Here is a 17,238-nt window from a genome sequence, read left to right on the forward strand (position 1 = left end):
AAATCTACCTGTCAAACCCTTTTAGTAAATCCTTTTCATACACTAAGGTATTAAAATTTTCAAATACTATCTGTTTAATTTCTTCCTTTGAAATACCTTTTATTTCTGATAAATTACTTACAACTTTCTCAATCAATATAGGCATTCCTCTTTTACCACTAATCCATTCTTCTGCCCCTGGTCCATCAGTTTCAGTAAGTAATCTATTTAAAGGAATTTCCTGTGCAATAGCTGTAATCTTATCTGAATAAGAAATTTCAACTCCTAAAGTAAAATAATAATTTCTACAAATCATATTTTTCAAAATATCTTTAGGACCAGAATACCAATGAATTATAGCATTTTCTATTTTATATTCATCAAGCAAATCTAATATTTCTTGTTCTGCACCTTTAGTATGAAGGTTAACTACTTTATTCTGCTCCTTAGCTTTTTGCAGAAAAAAACTTAATACTTTTCTCTGAGCACCAAATTGAGCTTTATCTTTAACCCAATAAAAATCTAAACCTATTTCACCAATCATAGGTGTTTTATAAATATATTCTTCTATTGCATCTAGTCTATCTACATACTTCGCTGCATTCCATGGATGAATACCGAAAGTTGGTATTATAAATTTACTTTTTCTACTTATCTCTATATTTTTGATATAAGACGGTATATCCATAGAATTATTTATAGTTATTATATTTTTGTCATCAATTTCTTTAATTGCTCTTTTTAGTTCATTATGTTTGTAATGATCTAAATGAGTATGGGCTTCAATAAACATTTTTTCACTCCTACCCCTTTTTACAACATCTATTTATATTTTATTATATCTCTTACAAACTGCATAATGCAGCCTATACGGGCTAAGTGTATTCTTTTATTTTTAATTTGTCAATTACACCCTTAAAATATTTAATGCTATTTTTTACAAATTTATGCTCCTAATTTAAATTAAGATGATAATATATATATATATTTAAATTTAACTGGAGGTATATATAATGAAATTAGTATGCATAGGAGATAGTTTAACCTTTGGATATGGTGTTAATAAAAATGAAAATTGGCTTCATCTTGTTAATGGTAAGTATAATATACAAACTATAAATAAGGGACTTAATGGTGATACAACTGCTGGTATGCTTTTTAGATTTTACGAAGATGTAATTTTAAACAAACCAGAATACGTCTTTATAATGGGTGGTACAAATGATTTTCTCATGAATTATTCCATTAAGAATGTTCAACAAAACATAAAAGAACTTATAAATGACGTTAAAAAAGAAAAAATTAAAATAGTTTTAGGAATACAACCTCCAATAATAGAAAATTTAGCCCGTAGATATTGGCAATCCAACGATAATTATGAACAAATAAATCATCAAATTAGCGAATATGAAAAATGGGCAATAAATTTTGCAAAAGAAAATAACTTTATGTATATAAATTTTTATAAAGAATTTATAAGTTATCTAGATAAAAACACCGAAACGACTCTTTACATAGACGGTATACATCCAACACCTAAAGGCCATGAGATAATGGCTAAACTAGCTCTTAAAGTATTATCAAAATTAAATAAATAATTTTATTTATAAAAAGGAGGTATTATTATGTGGACTATTATTATAGTATTACTAATAGGAGTAGTTCTAGGACGTTTAAATGTTATACCAGAAAAATTATTAAAATATAATTCTAAACTTCAAAATGTAGGAGTTGTTATACTTCTATTTGCTATGGGAGTTACCATTGGTGGAAATAAAAAAATTATCCATAATATAAAGAACATTGGTTTTAAATCATTTTCCTATGCTGTTTTCACAAGTCTATCATGTATTATTTTAGTTTATTTATTTAGTCACTTTTTTATGAAAGGAGATGGAGAATAATGTCACTTTCAATTATTATAGCTCTTTTACTTGGCATTTTTTCTGGATATTATTTTATACCAGAAAATATAATAAGCAATTCAGAAATACTTATTACAATTGCTTTAAATATTTTAATACTATCAGTTGGAATAGATGTTGGTTCAAATAAAAGTCTAATAGAAAACTTAAAGAAAAAAGGCTTAAAGTTACTTTGTATACCTCTATGTATAGTAGCTGGAAGTGTAGTAGGCGGTCTTATAACTGGCTTATTTTTCAAGGTATCTCCTAACATTAGTTTAGCAATAGCATCAGGCTTTGGATGGTACAGCCTCTCAGGCATTATTTTAACTTCTCTCTGTAATGTAGAAGTAGGAACTATAGCCTTTCTAACAAATATATTTAGAGAATTAATAGCTGTAATAACAATTCCATTTTTAGCCAGATATCTAAATTATTACACCACAATAGCCCCTGCTGGTGCTACTTCCATGGATACGACTTTACCTCTGATTTCAGAATCTACAAATTCTGAAACAGCCTTTATATCTTTTGTTAATGGATTAATTTTAAGTTCACTTGTTCCAGTGTTAGTACCTTTTTTCTATTCTATATATAAATAAATAACTACTTAGTTTAACTATAAAAATTATTATTACTTTGTTGGGTTTATTAATTTGTTTTTATCTATAAATCATGTATAATTGTATTATCTTTATTTGTTAGTATTATGTAATAATGTAAATTCATCTATGAATTTATTTTTTATTCCTTAAATTCTATGGTAATATTATTACATAATCATATTTTATAATTAAAACTAATTCATTATAGTGTACTTTGGAATATAAGGAGATTTGATTGTTATGAGAAAAATATCTATTTCACAAATACAAGGCAATGAAACACTAGCAAAACCCATCTATGATGGATACGGTAAAATTCTATTAGCTAAAGGGACAACTCTAAAACCAGGCTATAAAATGAGATTAACCCAAATGGGTATATTGTCACTTTACATAAACGATAAATTCTCAAAAGAAATAGAAATTGAAGATTTTATTTCGGATCATACAAGACAAGAAACTAAAACAATCATAAAAAATGAATTTCATAAATTTATAACTAAGCGCAATACATCTTCAAGTGAAATTACTAAATCTGTTGATAAAATAATTGATAACATCCTTTCTAGAGAAGAAGTTATAGTAAATATTTCGGACATAAAATCAAAAGATCAATATCTATATGAACACTCTGTTAATGTATGTGCTTTATCTGTAATTATGGGTATCCACTTAGGTTATAATAAAAACCATCTAAGAGAGCTAGCTGCAGGAGCACTTCTTCATGACCTTGGAAAGCTTCTTACTCCTGAAGATATTATAACTAAATCCAAAATCGGTAAACTAAATGAAGAAGAAATGTCTGTTGTAAAAAAACATCCTCTAGACGGCTATGAAATATTAAATGAAAAATACGATATAAGTTATGTATCCAAAGCAATAATTCTTATGCATCATGAGCACTGTAATGGAACAGGTTATCCACTTGGTCTTAAAGATGATAAGCTTCATGAAACAGTAAAACTTGTATCTATTTGTAACATGTTTGATAATCTTACCTCTGATTTTTATGGTGATAAAAAAATGGAGGTTTATGAAGCCTTAGAATATCTTATTACTATGAGCGGGTCTATATTTGATAAAAAATTAGTAAATGTGTTTATTGAAAATGTAGCTGCATATCCTTCTGGAAGTTTCATCAAACTTAATACAGGGGCTTCTGGAATAGTCTTAAAGCAAAATAAGAAATTTTGTTCAAGACCTATTATAAATATACTTGTAGATGAAAACGGAAATAAATTAAGTGAATCTAAAGAATTAGATTTATCTAAAGAAACTACTTTATTTATTATAGGCACACTTGAAACTCTTGAATAAATACATAATAAAAGAATGTTGCAACGCAACATTCTTTTATTATGTTAAAGTGTTTCTATATCTATCTTTTCTATCAACGCTTCTGTATTTCCCTCTATATAATCTACAACATTTTGTATAACCGTATTAGCTTGACGCGTAGTGTTACTTACACAAGCTATTCCTATTACTATAGATTGGTGATAATCTTGATTCTCTACTTCTGCAATGGAAACATTATATCGGTGTTTAACTTTTGCAATAATACTTTTTACAACCATCCTTTTCTCTTTGAGTGAATGAACCCAATTTGCATACAGATAAATTTTTGCTGTTCCAATAATCATAATTTAACACTCCCATTAATTACTGAACCCCTTACAACATTTCTACATTTTTATTATCTTTTTATATTACTATATTATTATACTTCAAACTTTTTATACATCCTATATAAGAATTATTGATTTCCTAAACCATAATAAAAAAAGAGATTCAAAAAGAATCTCTTTTTAAAAAAACATTAAATTATCTTGCATTTGCAGGTTCTATATTTATTTTCTTTCCCTTTATTGTATTATTCTTCATTATATTTAATACTTGTTTTGCATATTCTTTTGGAACTTCGACAAAAGTAAACTTTTCATAAATATCTATTTTACCAATTAATTTACCTGCCATACCTGTTTCTCCTGCTATTGCTCCTATAACATCTTTTGCTTGTATCTTATTATTACGTCCTACATTTATAAATAGTCTAACCATTCCTTGTTCTGCGCCAGTATCACCTATATCATCAGATAATGGTTCTACTTCTTCTTTGTTTTCTTGTCTCATAGACATCTTTAATAAAGCCGCTGCTACATCAATAGATGCATAATCTTCATCTAGTAGCTTTTCTATAAAGTCAATGTACTTTCCTAAATGACCTTCTTCTATAGAATCCTTTACTTTTTGTAAAAAAGCACTTGTTTTAATTTCTTCTACATCGCTAATTGATGGAACTTCTCTACGTTTAATTTTTGTTTTTGTATATCTTTCAATATCTTTAAGTTTACGAATTGCTTTACCTGCTACAAAAGTATAAGCAGCTCCCGCTCTTCCGGCTCTTCCAGTTCTTCCAATTCTATGAACATAGTACTCCTCATCTTGTGGTAAATCATAATTAAATACTGCTTCTACATCATCTACATCTATCCCTCTAGCCGCAACATCTGTTGCTACTAGAATTTCTACAGTTCCATTTCTAAACTTATTCATAACACGATCTCTTTGAGGCTGCTTCATATCTCCATGAAGTCCATCTGCAAAGTATCCTCTAGATTGAAGTTGAGCAACTACTTCATCAACTCTCTTTTTAGTATTACAAAATACTACTGATAATTTTGGATTACACATATCAATAAGTCTTGATAAAACTTCAAGTTTAGCACTTTCTTTTACTTCTAAATATTTTTGTTCAATATTTGGAACTGTTAATTGTTTATGTACTACTTTAACAAGTTTTGGATCTTCTTGATATTTTCTGCTTAAATCTAATATAGCTTTAGGCATTGTAGCTGAAAATAAAATTGTTTGTCTTTCCTCAGGCATGTCTTGAACTATAGTTTCTATATCTTCTCTAAATCCCATATCTAGCATTTCATCTGCTTCATCTAAAACAACCATCTTTACATCATCTACTCTTAATGTTTTACGTCTCATATGATCCATAACACGGCCTGGAGTACCTATAACTATTTGAACTCCTCTTTTTAACGCCTTAATTTGACGATCTATTGGTTGCCCTCCGTAAACAGCTAAAATCGTTAGACCTTCTTTATACTTTGAAAGTTTATTTATTTCTTGTGATGCTTGAATAGCAAGCTCTCTAGTTGGACATAAAATTATAACTTGTAATTTTTTATTTTCAGATTCAATCATTTCTATAGCAGGAATACCAAAGGCTGCAGTTTTTCCCGTTCCAGTTTGCGCCTGCCCTGTTACATCTTTTCCTTCTAATATTAAAGGTATAGCTTTTTCTTGAATAGGAGATGGCTCCTCAAATCCCATGTCAGCAACTGCTTTTTTACTTTCTTCTGATATTGGTAAATCTTCAAATTTTATTTTTCCCATATTTACTTCCTTTCAATTTTTAATATTTTAATACTTAACTTAACCTGTTGTGCTAACTGAAAATTATTCATATATAAGAATATTATTACATAAGAACATTTCGTAATAATCCTATAAAGCTAGCATTAGCAGGTGTAATAGTAAAATCTATTATATATCCATTTAAGGCTGCTAACGCCTAAAATTCAACTCTATAATAAGTTTCTTTTTTATAAGAACTTATTGCATTTTGCATATTAGTTCTATAATTTTTAAAAGACACTTCCTTATTCTATCCATCATTTTGTTTTTTGGGTGTTTATGCTAGGTTAACATTATATGTTAGACTCTTCTTTTTGTAATTTTTGTTATTAACCTTGACTAGCACAACTAGTTAACTTAACCATTATATATGTATTATGCTCAATATGCAATGATATATAATTTAAAATGCTTTATTAATATAAGATTTTTATAAAAATGAATAAGAACTGACTATACTTATTATAATCAGTTCTGTTCTTACAATAAAAATTTGTTCTTATGCTATTCCCTACAAATTAACAAACTATAATTTTATTCTATTCAAGTTTTAATTTTGACACTTTCTCTAATAATTCTGAAGATACATTATTAAGCTCTTGTGACATATTCATCAAATTCCCAATTGAATTTACTTGACCATCTATACTAGCTGCAACTTCTTCCGTTGAAGAATTGTTTTCTTCTGATATAATAGCTAATTTTTCAATCTCTTGAGTAATCATTGTTGTATTAGCTGACATTTCCTCAGTAGCAGAAGATACATCTTCTACCTTACTTGAAACATCATTAATTGATTTAGCAATCTCGTTAAATCTTTCTGTAACCTCATCAATAAATTTATTTTGTTCTACAGTTTTTTCAGCTACATGCTCCATGGATTCACCAGCATTTTCTATTCCATTTTGTACTTCTTGAATAAGTGAAGATATTTCTTCTGCTGATTTAGCCGACTCTTCTGCAAGCTTTCTAACTTCTTCTGCAACAACAGCAAATCCTCTTCCATGTTCTCCTGCACGAGCTGCTTCTATAGAAGCATTTAAAGCTAAAAGATTTGTTTGCTCTGCTATAGAAGATATAGCATCTATAATACTATTTATTTCATTTGATTTTTGAACTAAATTTGTAACTAGTTGTGAAGTCTTATCTACCACTTGAACAATTTCGCCTGAATGACTTTCAAGTTGCTTCATTGCCTTATTCCCTTCACTTGTACTCTCACTAGTTTTAATAGACTCTTCCGTTACTAATTGAGAATTTTCCGCTACCTGTACTATAGCATCATTTACATGATGAAGTTTATCCGTTGTAATGCAAAACTTTTCTGTCTGTTCTCCAATTCTAATTGTTATATCCTTTGTGGCTGCATCCATTTCCTCAAACTCAGCTACTGCATTAGTAAAAGAATCATGAAAATCTTCACTAGTTTTGTGTAAATTCTCCGATACTTGTTTAACCTTTAATAAGATTTCTTGAAAAGTATCTAACATCTGATTAGTATAATTAGCTAACTCTCCTATTTCATCATTACTCTGTATATCAATTCTTTGAGTCAAATCACCTTCTAAATTAGCAACATCTTTCATTTTATCTACAAGCTGCTCAATAGATTTACTTTGATGCTTAGTTATTCCCCCTACTATTATTCTGACTACTATCAAAGATAATACCATTAAGCCAAATAAAGTTCCAAGAATGATTAATTCAAATTTAATAAACCCGTCATTATTTAAAGTCATTCCTACCATTACATTTGAATTACCTTTTAGTTCTATAGGAATGTATACCTGTGAATTTGAAGAATCATTTGTGAAACTCTGTTTTACTTTATCTACATATGTTTCACCACTAGCTGCAGTTTTATTTATAATATTAAGTTGTTCAGTACTGTCAAAAATATCACCGTATTTTGCATTATGATTTCTTGATTTTTCTATTATATATGTCCAATTGTTATTATCATTTGATGAAATGACAAAAATGTCACTAACAAACTTATTAGATTTATCTTGAAGAGTTGTAAGTATCCCGTCTATTTCTTTATATATTTCACTATTCTCTTTATTTTTCTCAAGCTCTGAAAAATCTATTTTTTGTACTTCTGCCGTAATTGAGTTTGTTATTGCTGGAACTGCTATCTGTACAGAATGTTCTATGAATTTACCAATAGCAAGATATGCTGATATACCAACTATAAAAAAAACTCCAAACATTAAAGTCATAATATTTTTAGTCCATTTTCTTCTTAAGGTTGTTTTCTTTTTATTTTTAACTTTTTTCACTTATGTCCCTCCTTTTGGGCTCTATATCAATTCTAATAAATATATAAAGAATTATACCATAAATTTGAAAAATATATTTTTAATATTCAGTGAATTTTAATATTTAAATTCACTATTTTTTCATATTATATTATATATTATTAAATGAAGATTTTTATTTTGTAATGATATATAATATAATATGAGGTATTTTATTCATCTCTAAGTTTTTGATGAATCTTTGTTTTTATAATTTATGATTAAATCATAACTAAATAGTAAGGGTGATTAACTATGAATATAAAAAAATTTATTAGACTTGAAGTAATTACAAAAGACAGAATTGGTATGACACTCGATATACTAGATAAAATATATAATTTTAATATAAGCCTAAATTCCTTAGAAGTATTTCCAAAAAAAGTTTGTGTTAAAATAGAGCATATGCCTGATGATAATAAAGAATTACTTAAAAGATCATTATATGACTTAGAAGGTGTAGTTAGCATAAATGAAGTTGAACTTCTTCAGCAGGAAAAAAATGAAAGAAAACTTCTTGCAACCATTGATTCTGTTGACGAAGGAATAATGGCCATAAACAACAAAATGGAAATAGAAATATTTAATAACTATTGCCAAAAAATATTCCACTGCCAAAAAGAAGAGGTACTTGGAACAAATATAAAAAGTTTTCTTAAAATAAATGCTCCTATGGTAAATTTACTGCAAAATGGCGAAAAATACGATAACATTGAAATCAATATAGAGAACGAAAGAGGAGAAAGTCATTACCTAACTACTGGTAGACCTGTAAAAGATGATAACAACAATACCATTGGAGTTGTTGCTTCAATTAAAGATATTAAACAGGCTATAGAAATTGCTAACGTTGTTTCTTCTACTAAAGCAGGTGCTTTTAAAGAAATTATAGGTAACTGTATTTCAATGGAAAGAGTAAAAAAATTATGTACCTCAGTTGCTAAAAGTAATTCTACAATTCTTTTAAGAGGAGAAAGTGGTACAGGAAAAGAGTTGTTTGCAAAAGCAATTCAAAATTTAAGTGATAGAAAAAGCAAAAATTTTGTTACTATAAACTGTGCAGCACTTCCAGATAATTTAATTGAAAGTGAATTATTTGGTTACGAAAAAGGAAGTTTTACAGGTGCAAACGTAGCTGGAAAAGAAGGACTTTTTAAAGAAGCTCATGAAGGAACTCTATTTTTAGATGAAATTGGAGAACTTTCTATGGTTCTACAAGCAAAACTTCTAAGAGTTCTACAAGAAGGAGTTATTAGAAAAATTGGAAGCACAAAAGAAGAAAAAGTTGACGTTAGAGTAATTGCAGCTACTAATAGAAATTTAGAAGAAATGATTAAAAAGGAAGAATTTAGAGAAGATTTATATTATAGATTGAATGTAATACCTGTATATATACCTCCACTAAGAGATAGACTTGAAGATATTCCAAGCTTAGTTACCTTCTTCATAGATAAATTAAATAAGAAATTAAACAAACAAATTTCTGGATCTGAATTAGCATTTATTAATGCATTAATGGAATATAATTGGCCGGGTAATGTCAGAGAATTACAGAACGTTATTGAAAGAGCTATGAACTTATGTTGGGATAACCTATTAGGATTAGAACATTTAATTATAGATTTTAACGGTGGAACTAAAACTTGCAGCCCTAATTTCAACTTTGAAAAAGAGCTTAAATTAAAGGATATAGTAGAAATTTGTGAAAAAGAGGCCATAATAAAAGCATTAAAAAATCATAGAAGTTGTCGTGGAGCAGCAAAAGTTTTAGGTGTTTCTCATACTACCATAATAAATAAAGTAAAAAAATATAACATACAGTGTAAAATTTAATTTACACTTGGAAAGTTTTTTTTACACAAATAAGCTTAATATGGTTAAAAACGTTTAAATAGTATTATGTCATTTGACTATAATACTATTTAGACGTTTTTATTTTTGGCTATATATAAAGAATTTAGGGAGTTTTATAAAACTTCGTTCAAAGTTGGCACAAGGCTTGCTTTATATTATCAGTGTAAACGTTAAGATATATTACATTGATATAAATAAATTTAAAGGAGAGATATATAATGAACAGAGAACATATGGAAAAAATGGGCATTGCAACTCAAGCTATACATGGTGGACATGCAGGAGATAAACAATTTGGATCATTAGCTACTCCAATATTCCAAACTTCTACATTTATATTTGATTCAGCAGAACAAGGTGGAAAAAGATTCGCATTAGAAGAACCTGGATATATATATGGAAGACTTGGAAATCCAACTGCTAATGAACTTGAAGAAAAAATCGCTTTATTAGAAGGAGCTGAAGCAGCAGTAGCTACAGCATCTGGTATAGGAGCTATATCTTCATCATTATGGACAGCATTAAAAGCTGGAGATCATGTGGTTGCATCTGATACACTTTATGGTTGTACTTTCGCATTATTAAACCATGGTCTTACTAAATTCGGAATAGAAGTTACATTTGTAGATATCACTAATCTTGAAGAAGTTAAAAAAGCTATGAAACCTAATACTAGAGTTGTATATTTAGAAACACCTGCTAACCCAACATTAAAAATCACTGACATAGAAGCAGTATCTAAAATAGCTCACGAAGTTAAAGATTGTTTAGTATTTGTTGATAATACATTCAATACTCCATACATTCAAAAACCATTAGAATTTGGTGCTGATGTTGTTCTTCATTCAGGAACTAAATACTTAAATGGACATGGAGATGTTATTGTAGGATTTGCAGCAGGTAAACAAGATTTCATAAATCAAGTTAGATTAGTTGGAGTTAAAGATTTAACTGGATCAGTTTGCAGTCCTATGAATGCTTACCTAGTAATCAGAGGATTAAAAACTCTTGATGTAAGAATGGAAAAACATAGTGCAAATGCAATGAAAGTTGCTGAATTCTTAGAAAGTCATCCAGCAATTGAAAAAGTATATTATCCAGGACTTAAGAGCTTTGCACAACATGATTTAGCTAAAAAACAAATGAAATTATTTGGTGGTATGATTGCTTTCGAAATCAAAGGTGGAGTAGACGACGGAAGAACAATTATGAATAATGTTCAATTAGCTTCATTAGCAGTAAGTTTAGGAGATACTGAAACATTAATCCAACACCCTGCTTCAATGACTCACTCTCCATACACTCCAGAAGAAAGAGCTGCAGTTGGAATAAGTGATGGATTAGTTAGATTATCAGTTGGTCTTGAAAATTCTGAAGATATAATTGCTGACTTAAAACAAGCTTTAGATTTAATCGTTAAATAGTTTGATATTTAACCTAATATAAATATTAATAAAACAAATTATTTTTAAATTGTTTCAAACACATTCAATATAACCCTAATAAAATCAATTATAAGAAAGTATAATATTTTCTTATGATTGATTTTATTTTAAATTGTAAAACAAAGGTATATATTGCTATAAAGGAGTTTCACTTCACTAAGGAAGTCTAATTTATTTTCTTAGATACATGCTAAAAACATAAACTCGCTATCGCTCAAACATATGTCTTTCTTTACGCATATATCCCAAAAATAAATAAGACTTCCTAAAGTTTATTCAAATGCCTTTTACGCAATATATACTTTTATTAGGATACTTAAGGTTGGAAATTATAAAATTTCAAACAATATTTTATACTGACTTTAAAAGTTTATAATTTCCTAGTAAGTAAAAAACATAAACTAACTATATTATATTTTTGTATTTCTAAAAATCTACATAAAACGACATAAAGCGGAAAGTTTTGTTTACAAATGTAAATAAAACTTTCCGCTTTATGTGATAATGTGGTTGAAAATGTTTACGTTCTTTTATATTTTTATATTTCTTTATATAAAACACCCCTTATATCAACAAATATAAAAGTTGGCACAAGACTTGCTTATATTATTTAATGTAAACGTTAAGATATATTACATTGATATAAATAAATTTAAAGGAGAGATATATAATGAACAGAGAACATATGGAAAAAATGGGCATTGCAACTCAAGCTATACATGGTGGACATGCAGGAGATAAACAATTTGGATCATTAGCTACTCCAATATTCCAAACTTCTACATTTATATTTGATTCAGCAGAACAAGGTGGAAAAAGATTCGCATTAGAAGAACCTGGATATATATATGGAAGACTTGGAAATCCAACTGCTAATGAACTTGAAGAAAAAATCGCTTTATTAGAAGGAGCTGAAGCAGCAGTAGCTACAGCATCTGGTATAGGAGCTATATCTTCATCATTATGGACAGCATTAAAAGCTGGAGATCATGTGGTTGCATCTGATACACTTTATGGTTGTACTTTCGCATTATTAAACCACGGTCTTACTAAATTCGGAATAGAAGTTACATTTGTAGATATCACTAATCTTGAAGAAGTTAAAAAAGCTATGAAACCTAATACTAGAGTTGTATATTTAGAAACACCTGCTAACCCAACATTAAAAATCACTGACATAGAAGCAGTATCTAAAATAGCTCACGAAGTTAAAGATTGTTTAGTATTTGTTGATAATACATTCAACACTCCATACATTCAAAAACCATTAGAATTTGGTGCTGACGTTGTTCTTCATTCAGGAACTAAATACTTAAATGGACACGGAGATGTTATTGTAGGATTTGCAGCAGGTAAACAAGATTTCATAAATCAAGTTAGATTAGTTGGAGTTAAAGATTTAACTGGATCAGTTTGCAGTCCTATGAATGCTTACCTAGTAATCAGAGGATTAAAAACTCTTGATGTAAGAATGGAAAAACATAGTGCAAATGCAATGAAAGTTGCTGAATTCTTAGAAAGTCACCCAGCAATTGAAAAAGTATATTATCCAGGACTTAAGAGCTTTGCACAACATGATTTAGCTGCAAAACAAATGAAATTATTTGGTGGTATGATTGCTTTTGAAATCAAAGGTGGCGTAGATGACGGAAGAACAATTATGAATAATGTTCAATTAGCTTCATTAGCAGTAAGCTTAGGAGATACTGAAACATTAATTCAACACCCTGCTTCAATGACTCACTCTCCATACACTCCAGAAGAAAGAGCTGCAGTTGGAATAAGTGATGGATTAGTTAGATTATCAGTTGGTCTTGAAGATTCTGAAGATATAATTGCTGACTTAAAACAAGCTTTAGATTTAATTGTTAAATAGTTTAGTATTTAACCTAATATAAATCAACATTAGTATAAGTAAATAAATCCTTTGTAAATGGGGATGTATTCTTTAATATTGTGAATAACATCCCCAAATACCCAAATATAATATTTTTAAAATATGTATTTTATTGACAATTGAATTAATGAAAAATACATGATATACTTTCAATTGTTATCGCAATTATTTTGTAAACCTTTTCAAAATGGTACTAATAATTATTAATTATATATTAATCTTAAGGAGGCGTAAAAATGAGTGATAAGCAAAATAAAGTAATGCCTAGTGGAAAAGCACTTTTACCTTTTGTAGTATTTATAGGTGTTTATCTAGGTAGCGGAATTATATTACAAGCAAAAGGTGTGGAAATGGCATTCTATCAATTCCCTGCACCAGTAGCTGTATTCTTAGGTATTATTACAGCATTCATTCTATTAAAAGGAACAATAAATGAAAAATTCGAATCATTCGTTCAAGGTTGTGGAAACCCCGATATCATCATTATGTGTACAATTTATTTATTAGCTGGAGCATTTGCCGCTGTTTCTAAATCAATGGGTGGAGTAGACTCAACTGTAAATTTAGGTTTAACATATATACCAGCTCAATACGTAATGGCAGGATTATTTGTTATCGCAGGATTTATATCTATCGCAACTGGAACTTCTGTTGGAGCAATTGCAGCCCTAGGCCCTATAGCTGTAGGAGTTGCTGCAAAAGCTGGACTTCCTTTACCTCTTACTTTAGCAGCTGTATGTGGTGGAGCTATGTTTGGTGATAACTTATCAGTAATCTCTGATACAACAATTGCAGCAACTAGAACTCAAGGATGTGAAATGAGAGATAAATTCAGAGTAAATATATTTATTGCAGCACCAGCAGCAATAATAACAATAATTTTACTTTTAGTTTTGGGACATCCTACATCTATACCTACAATGCAAACTTACGATTTTAATATAATAAAAGTTTTACCATATATATTTGTATTAGTTTTAGCTTTAGCTGGAATGAACGTTTTCGCTGTACTAACAGGAGGTATCTTCCTTTCAGGTATAATTGGATTCGCATATGGTGACTTAACAGTTTTAACTTTTGCACAACAAGTATTTACAGGATTTACAAATATGACAGACATATTCCTTTTATCACTACTGACTGGTGGACTTGCACATATGGTTACTAAAGCCGGTGGAATTCAGTTCTTATTAAATGCTATTCAAAAAATGATAAAAGGTAAAAAATCAGCTGAAATTGGTATCGCAGCACTAGTTTCTTTAACTGACGCTGCAGTTGCTAACAACACTGTTGCTATCATAATAAATGGACCTATTGCCAAAGAACTTTGTGATAAATATAAAGTAGACCCACGTAGAAGTGCAGCTTTATTGGATTCTTTCTCTTGTGTATTACAAGGACTTATTCCATATGGAGCTCAAATGCTAATATTAACAAGTTTCTCTAAAGGTGCAGTATCTCCAATGCAAGTTATACCACTATTATGGTATCAACAACTTCTTGTAGTATCAGCTATAGCATCAATCTTCATACCATTTGCAGATGGTCTTATTAAAAAGAATCCTTGGAAATGGGAAGATGAAAAAGCAGCATCTTAATAGTAGAACATTATAATTACCACAGCTACAATTTATTAAATTAATCAAACAACATCCCATAAAATATAAAATATAAAATTTACACACTTTAGGAGCAAGTCGATAACATATTCGATTTGCTCCTATAAACGATTATTGGTCAATTTCACCTTGTATTTTTATAATCTGTTTGCTAATATAATCCGTATAAGTGCTAATTTATTTCAAACTATAAAAGGAGAAAAGTTGATGAAAATGAAGAAAACCTTTAAATCTCAAATAACTTTACTACTATCGCTTGCAGTAATCATACCTACTATTTTCATTTCAATATTTGGTTATTACATAAATAATAATAACTTAACTGAAAATCTTAACCAAATAATGTCCTCTGAAGCTTCTAAAGTTTCTACTGTATTAAATGACACTATAAAATATAATAAAGAAGTAATAAATATGTTAAGCGATAACTATGACGTAAAAGAAATATCTACACACCCAGAATTTGAACAATATATGATGGACTTTTTTTATGCTTGTAAAGATCACTACAAAGATATACTAACAGTATATTTTGGAGAAGTTACTGGGAAACACCATGCCACAGTAGATAAAATTCCTGAAGGCTACGACCCAAGAACAAGAGTATGGTATAAAGATGCTATAAATAATGATGGAAAAATTATTATTACTGCACCATACGAAGATGTAAATAAAAAAGGTAGATATGTTGTTACTCTTGCTAAAACTGTAAAAAATAGTTCAGAACAAATTGTAGGAGTTGTTGGAACAGATATAACGCTCAGTGATTTATCTGATAAAGTTTCACAGATAAAAATAGGTGAAAATGGATTCACAACTATAATCGATAATACTGGAAATATAATAGCAGCTAAAGATAAGACTTTGCTTGGCAAAACCTCAAAAGATGAAGCCTGGATTAATGAAGTAATAAAAACTAATACAGCTAATAATAAGGTGTTTATAAAAGGTGAACAATATCGTACATATACCTTAAATAATGAAGAAACAAATTACACAATAGCAGCTTTTGTTCCTGAAAGTGAATTTACTAAAAAATCTACTCACTTAAGAAATACCATGCTATTAATAAGTATCATTTTCTTAGTTATAGCTATATTGATTGGAAATATATTTGGAATAAAATTTTCAAACTCTATAAAAAAAGTTGTTAAATCCATAAAAAAATTAGGTAATGGTGATTTTTCCCATAAAATTGAAAATAATAAAAATGAAGTAGAAGAACTTAAGATAATAGGATCTTCACTAAATAAAATGATAGAAGATATACATTTTGTACTAAAAAATATTAAAGATTCATCATCTGAGCTTAAAGATTCTTCTGAAAACATGTTAGCCGTTACAGAACAATCTAATGCTACTGCTGATGAAATAGCAAAAGCTGTACAAAACATCTCTGAAAGTGCTGTAGATCAATCATCTAATTTGGAAAGAACAGAAACTATAACTGCTGATTTAGGAGAAAAAGTAAATGAGTCTATTGTAAAAGGAAAAAATATATATGAGGCATCTGATAAGGTTAAACAAGCTACTGATGAAGGAATTTTCGCAATAAATGCATTAAAAGAAAACTATGAAAAAAATTCAGAAGCTAATGATAAACTTTTAGAAGAAATTAATATTCTAGCTGAAACATCTAAAGAAATAGTTCATATTACTGATACATTAAAAGGCATAACTGAACAAACTAACCTACTAGCTTTGAATGCTAGTATTGAAGCTGCTCGTGCTGGTGAGGCAGGTAAAGGATTTGCAGTAGTTGCAGATGAAGTTAGAAAACTTGCTGAAGAATCAGCTAAATCTGCTGAAGAAATAAATAATGTTTTAGTAATTATGCATCAAAACATGACTAAAGTAGTTGACGGAATTAACGAAACTAAAAGTTTAAATGATTTAACAGGAAATAGTGTAAATATTACAACCTCAAGTTTTCAAAATATAGTGGATAACTTAAAAGTTCTTGGACAAAATATTCACGATATGAACAGTTCATTGGATATAATGACTTTAAATAAATCCAAAGTTGTTGAAAATATGAGTGAAGTATCAAACTTATCTCAAGAAATAGCAGCTACAACACAAGAAGCTAGTGCTTCCTCAGAAGAACAAGCTGCCGGCTTCCAACAAGTAGTTGACTTAGCAGAAAATTTAACTTCACTTGCTATTAATTTAGAAGATATCATATCAAAATTTAAAATTTAAC

13 protein-coding genes are annotated in these 17,238 nt (G+C 28.9%); 9 read left to right on the forward strand and 4 right to left on the reverse strand.

Translation table 11 applies throughout. From position 1 onward, the window contains the following. Positions 1 to 4: 4 nt before the first annotated feature. A complete protein-coding gene (locus OXH55_RS15385) occupies positions 5 to 772 on the reverse strand; it encodes a TatD family hydrolase (protein WP_268050916.1) in 768 nt (255 codons plus the stop codon). 220 nt (positions 773 to 992) lie between these two features. Between OXH55_RS15385 and OXH55_RS15390 the strand changes: the two genes are divergently transcribed. From OXH55_RS15390 to OXH55_RS15405, 4 genes are all read left to right on the forward strand, one after another. Next, positions 993 to 1,577 carry an SGNH/GDSL hydrolase family protein gene (locus OXH55_RS15390; protein ID WP_268050917.1) on the forward strand — a complete coding sequence of 195 codons (585 nt, stop codon included), beginning with the start codon at positions 993 to 995 and terminating at the stop codon, positions 1,575 to 1,577. A 27-nt stretch (positions 1,578 to 1,604) separates the two neighbouring features. Continuing rightward, a complete protein-coding gene (locus OXH55_RS15395) occupies positions 1,605 to 1,883 on the forward strand; it encodes a LysO family transporter (RefSeq protein WP_268050919.1) in 279 nt (92 codons plus the stop codon). After that, positions 1,883 to 2,485: a LysO family transporter gene (locus tag OXH55_RS15400; protein ID WP_268050921.1), complete on the forward strand. Its 603-nt coding sequence runs from the start codon at positions 1,883 to 1,885 to the stop codon at positions 2,483 to 2,485. Before OXH55_RS15395 ends, OXH55_RS15400 begins: the two co-directional genes overlap by 1 nt. A gap of 243 nt (positions 2,486 to 2,728) precedes the next feature. After that, a complete protein-coding gene (locus tag OXH55_RS15405; protein WP_268050922.1) occupies positions 2,729 to 3,805 on the forward strand; it encodes an HD-GYP domain-containing protein in 1,077 nt (358 codons plus the stop codon). Between the two features lie 44 nt (positions 3,806 to 3,849). Here the strand turns inward: OXH55_RS15405 and OXH55_RS15410 are convergent, their stop codons facing one another. The 3 genes from OXH55_RS15410 to OXH55_RS15420 form a co-directional block, all read right to left on the reverse strand. Then, entirely contained in the window at positions 3,850 to 4,131 is a 282-nt protein-coding gene (locus OXH55_RS15410) for a DUF503 domain-containing protein (protein ID WP_268050923.1), read from the reverse strand. A 181-nt stretch (positions 4,132 to 4,312) separates the two neighbouring features. Beyond that, positions 4,313 to 5,899, reverse strand: a complete 1,587-nt coding sequence (locus OXH55_RS15415; RefSeq protein ID WP_268050925.1) for a DEAD/DEAH box helicase — start codon at positions 5,897 to 5,899, stop codon at positions 4,313 to 4,315. A gap of 560 nt (positions 5,900 to 6,459) precedes the next feature. Further along, positions 6,460 to 8,202: a methyl-accepting chemotaxis protein gene (locus OXH55_RS15420; RefSeq protein ID WP_268050926.1), complete on the reverse strand. Its 1,743-nt coding sequence runs from the start codon at positions 8,200 to 8,202 to the stop codon at positions 6,460 to 6,462. Between the two features lie 273 nt (positions 8,203 to 8,475). Between OXH55_RS15420 and OXH55_RS15425 the strand changes: the two genes are divergently transcribed. From OXH55_RS15425 to OXH55_RS15445, 5 genes are all read left to right on the forward strand, one after another. Next, positions 8,476 to 10,053 carry a sigma 54-interacting transcriptional regulator gene (locus tag OXH55_RS15425; RefSeq protein ID WP_268050927.1) on the forward strand — a complete coding sequence of 526 codons (1,578 nt, stop codon included), beginning with the start codon at positions 8,476 to 8,478 and terminating at the stop codon, positions 10,051 to 10,053. 239 nt (positions 10,054 to 10,292) lie between these two features. Next, the gene (megL, locus tag OXH55_RS15430) at positions 10,293 to 11,498 is read left to right on the forward strand and encodes a methionine gamma-lyase (RefSeq protein ID WP_268050928.1); all 1,206 of its coding nucleotides are present in this window, start codon (positions 10,293 to 10,295) and stop codon (positions 11,496 to 11,498) included. A gap of 691 nt (positions 11,499 to 12,189) precedes the next feature. Then, complete coding sequence (gene megL / locus OXH55_RS15435; RefSeq protein WP_268050929.1) at positions 12,190 to 13,395, forward strand: methionine gamma-lyase; 1,206 nt, start codon at positions 12,190 to 12,192, stop codon at positions 13,393 to 13,395. A 257-nt stretch (positions 13,396 to 13,652) separates the two neighbouring features. Beyond that, positions 13,653 to 15,014 carry a Na+/H+ antiporter NhaC family protein gene (locus tag OXH55_RS15440; protein WP_268050930.1) on the forward strand — a complete coding sequence of 454 codons (1,362 nt, stop codon included), beginning with the start codon at positions 13,653 to 13,655 and terminating at the stop codon, positions 15,012 to 15,014. Between the two features lie 228 nt (positions 15,015 to 15,242). Continuing rightward, positions 15,243 to 17,237, forward strand: a complete 1,995-nt coding sequence (locus OXH55_RS15445) for a methyl-accepting chemotaxis protein (RefSeq protein WP_268050931.1) — start codon at positions 15,243 to 15,245, stop codon at positions 17,235 to 17,237. Position 17,238 lies beyond the last annotated feature (1 nt).

This window comes from Clostridium ganghwense, assembly GCF_026735165.1.
GTDB classification, from domain to species: Bacteria; Bacillota; Clostridia; order Clostridiales; family Clostridiaceae; genus Clostridium_H; species Clostridium_H ganghwense.

Coding starts and splice junctions, on each gene's coding strand:
- OXH55_RS15385 (WP_268050916.1), bottom strand. CDS start 772: ATGTTTATTGAAGCCCATACTCATTTAGATCATTACAAACATAATGAA.
- OXH55_RS15390 (WP_268050917.1), top strand. CDS start 993: ATGAAATTAGTATGCATAGGAGATAGTTTAACCTTTGGATATGGTGTT.
- OXH55_RS15395 (WP_268050919.1), top strand. CDS start 1,605: ATGTGGACTATTATTATAGTATTACTAATAGGAGTAGTTCTAGGACGT.
- OXH55_RS15400 (WP_268050921.1), top strand. CDS start 1,883: ATGTCACTTTCAATTATTATAGCTCTTTTACTTGGCATTTTTTCTGGA.
- OXH55_RS15405 (WP_268050922.1), top strand. CDS start 2,729: ATGAGAAAAATATCTATTTCACAAATACAAGGCAATGAAACACTAGCA.
- OXH55_RS15410 (WP_268050923.1), bottom strand. CDS start 4,131: ATGATTATTGGAACAGCAAAAATTTATCTGTATGCAAATTGGGTTCAT.
- OXH55_RS15415 (WP_268050925.1), bottom strand. CDS start 5,899: ATGGGAAAAATAAAATTTGAAGATTTACCAATATCAGAAGAAAGTAAA.
- OXH55_RS15425 (WP_268050927.1), top strand. CDS start 8,476: ATGAATATAAAAAAATTTATTAGACTTGAAGTAATTACAAAAGACAGA.
- megL (WP_268050928.1), top strand. CDS start 10,293: ATGAACAGAGAACATATGGAAAAAATGGGCATTGCAACTCAAGCTATA.
- megL (WP_268050929.1), top strand. CDS start 12,190: ATGAACAGAGAACATATGGAAAAAATGGGCATTGCAACTCAAGCTATA.
- OXH55_RS15440 (WP_268050930.1), top strand. CDS start 13,653: ATGAGTGATAAGCAAAATAAAGTAATGCCTAGTGGAAAAGCACTTTTA.
- OXH55_RS15445 (WP_268050931.1), top strand. CDS start 15,243: ATGAAAATGAAGAAAACCTTTAAATCTCAAATAACTTTACTACTATCG.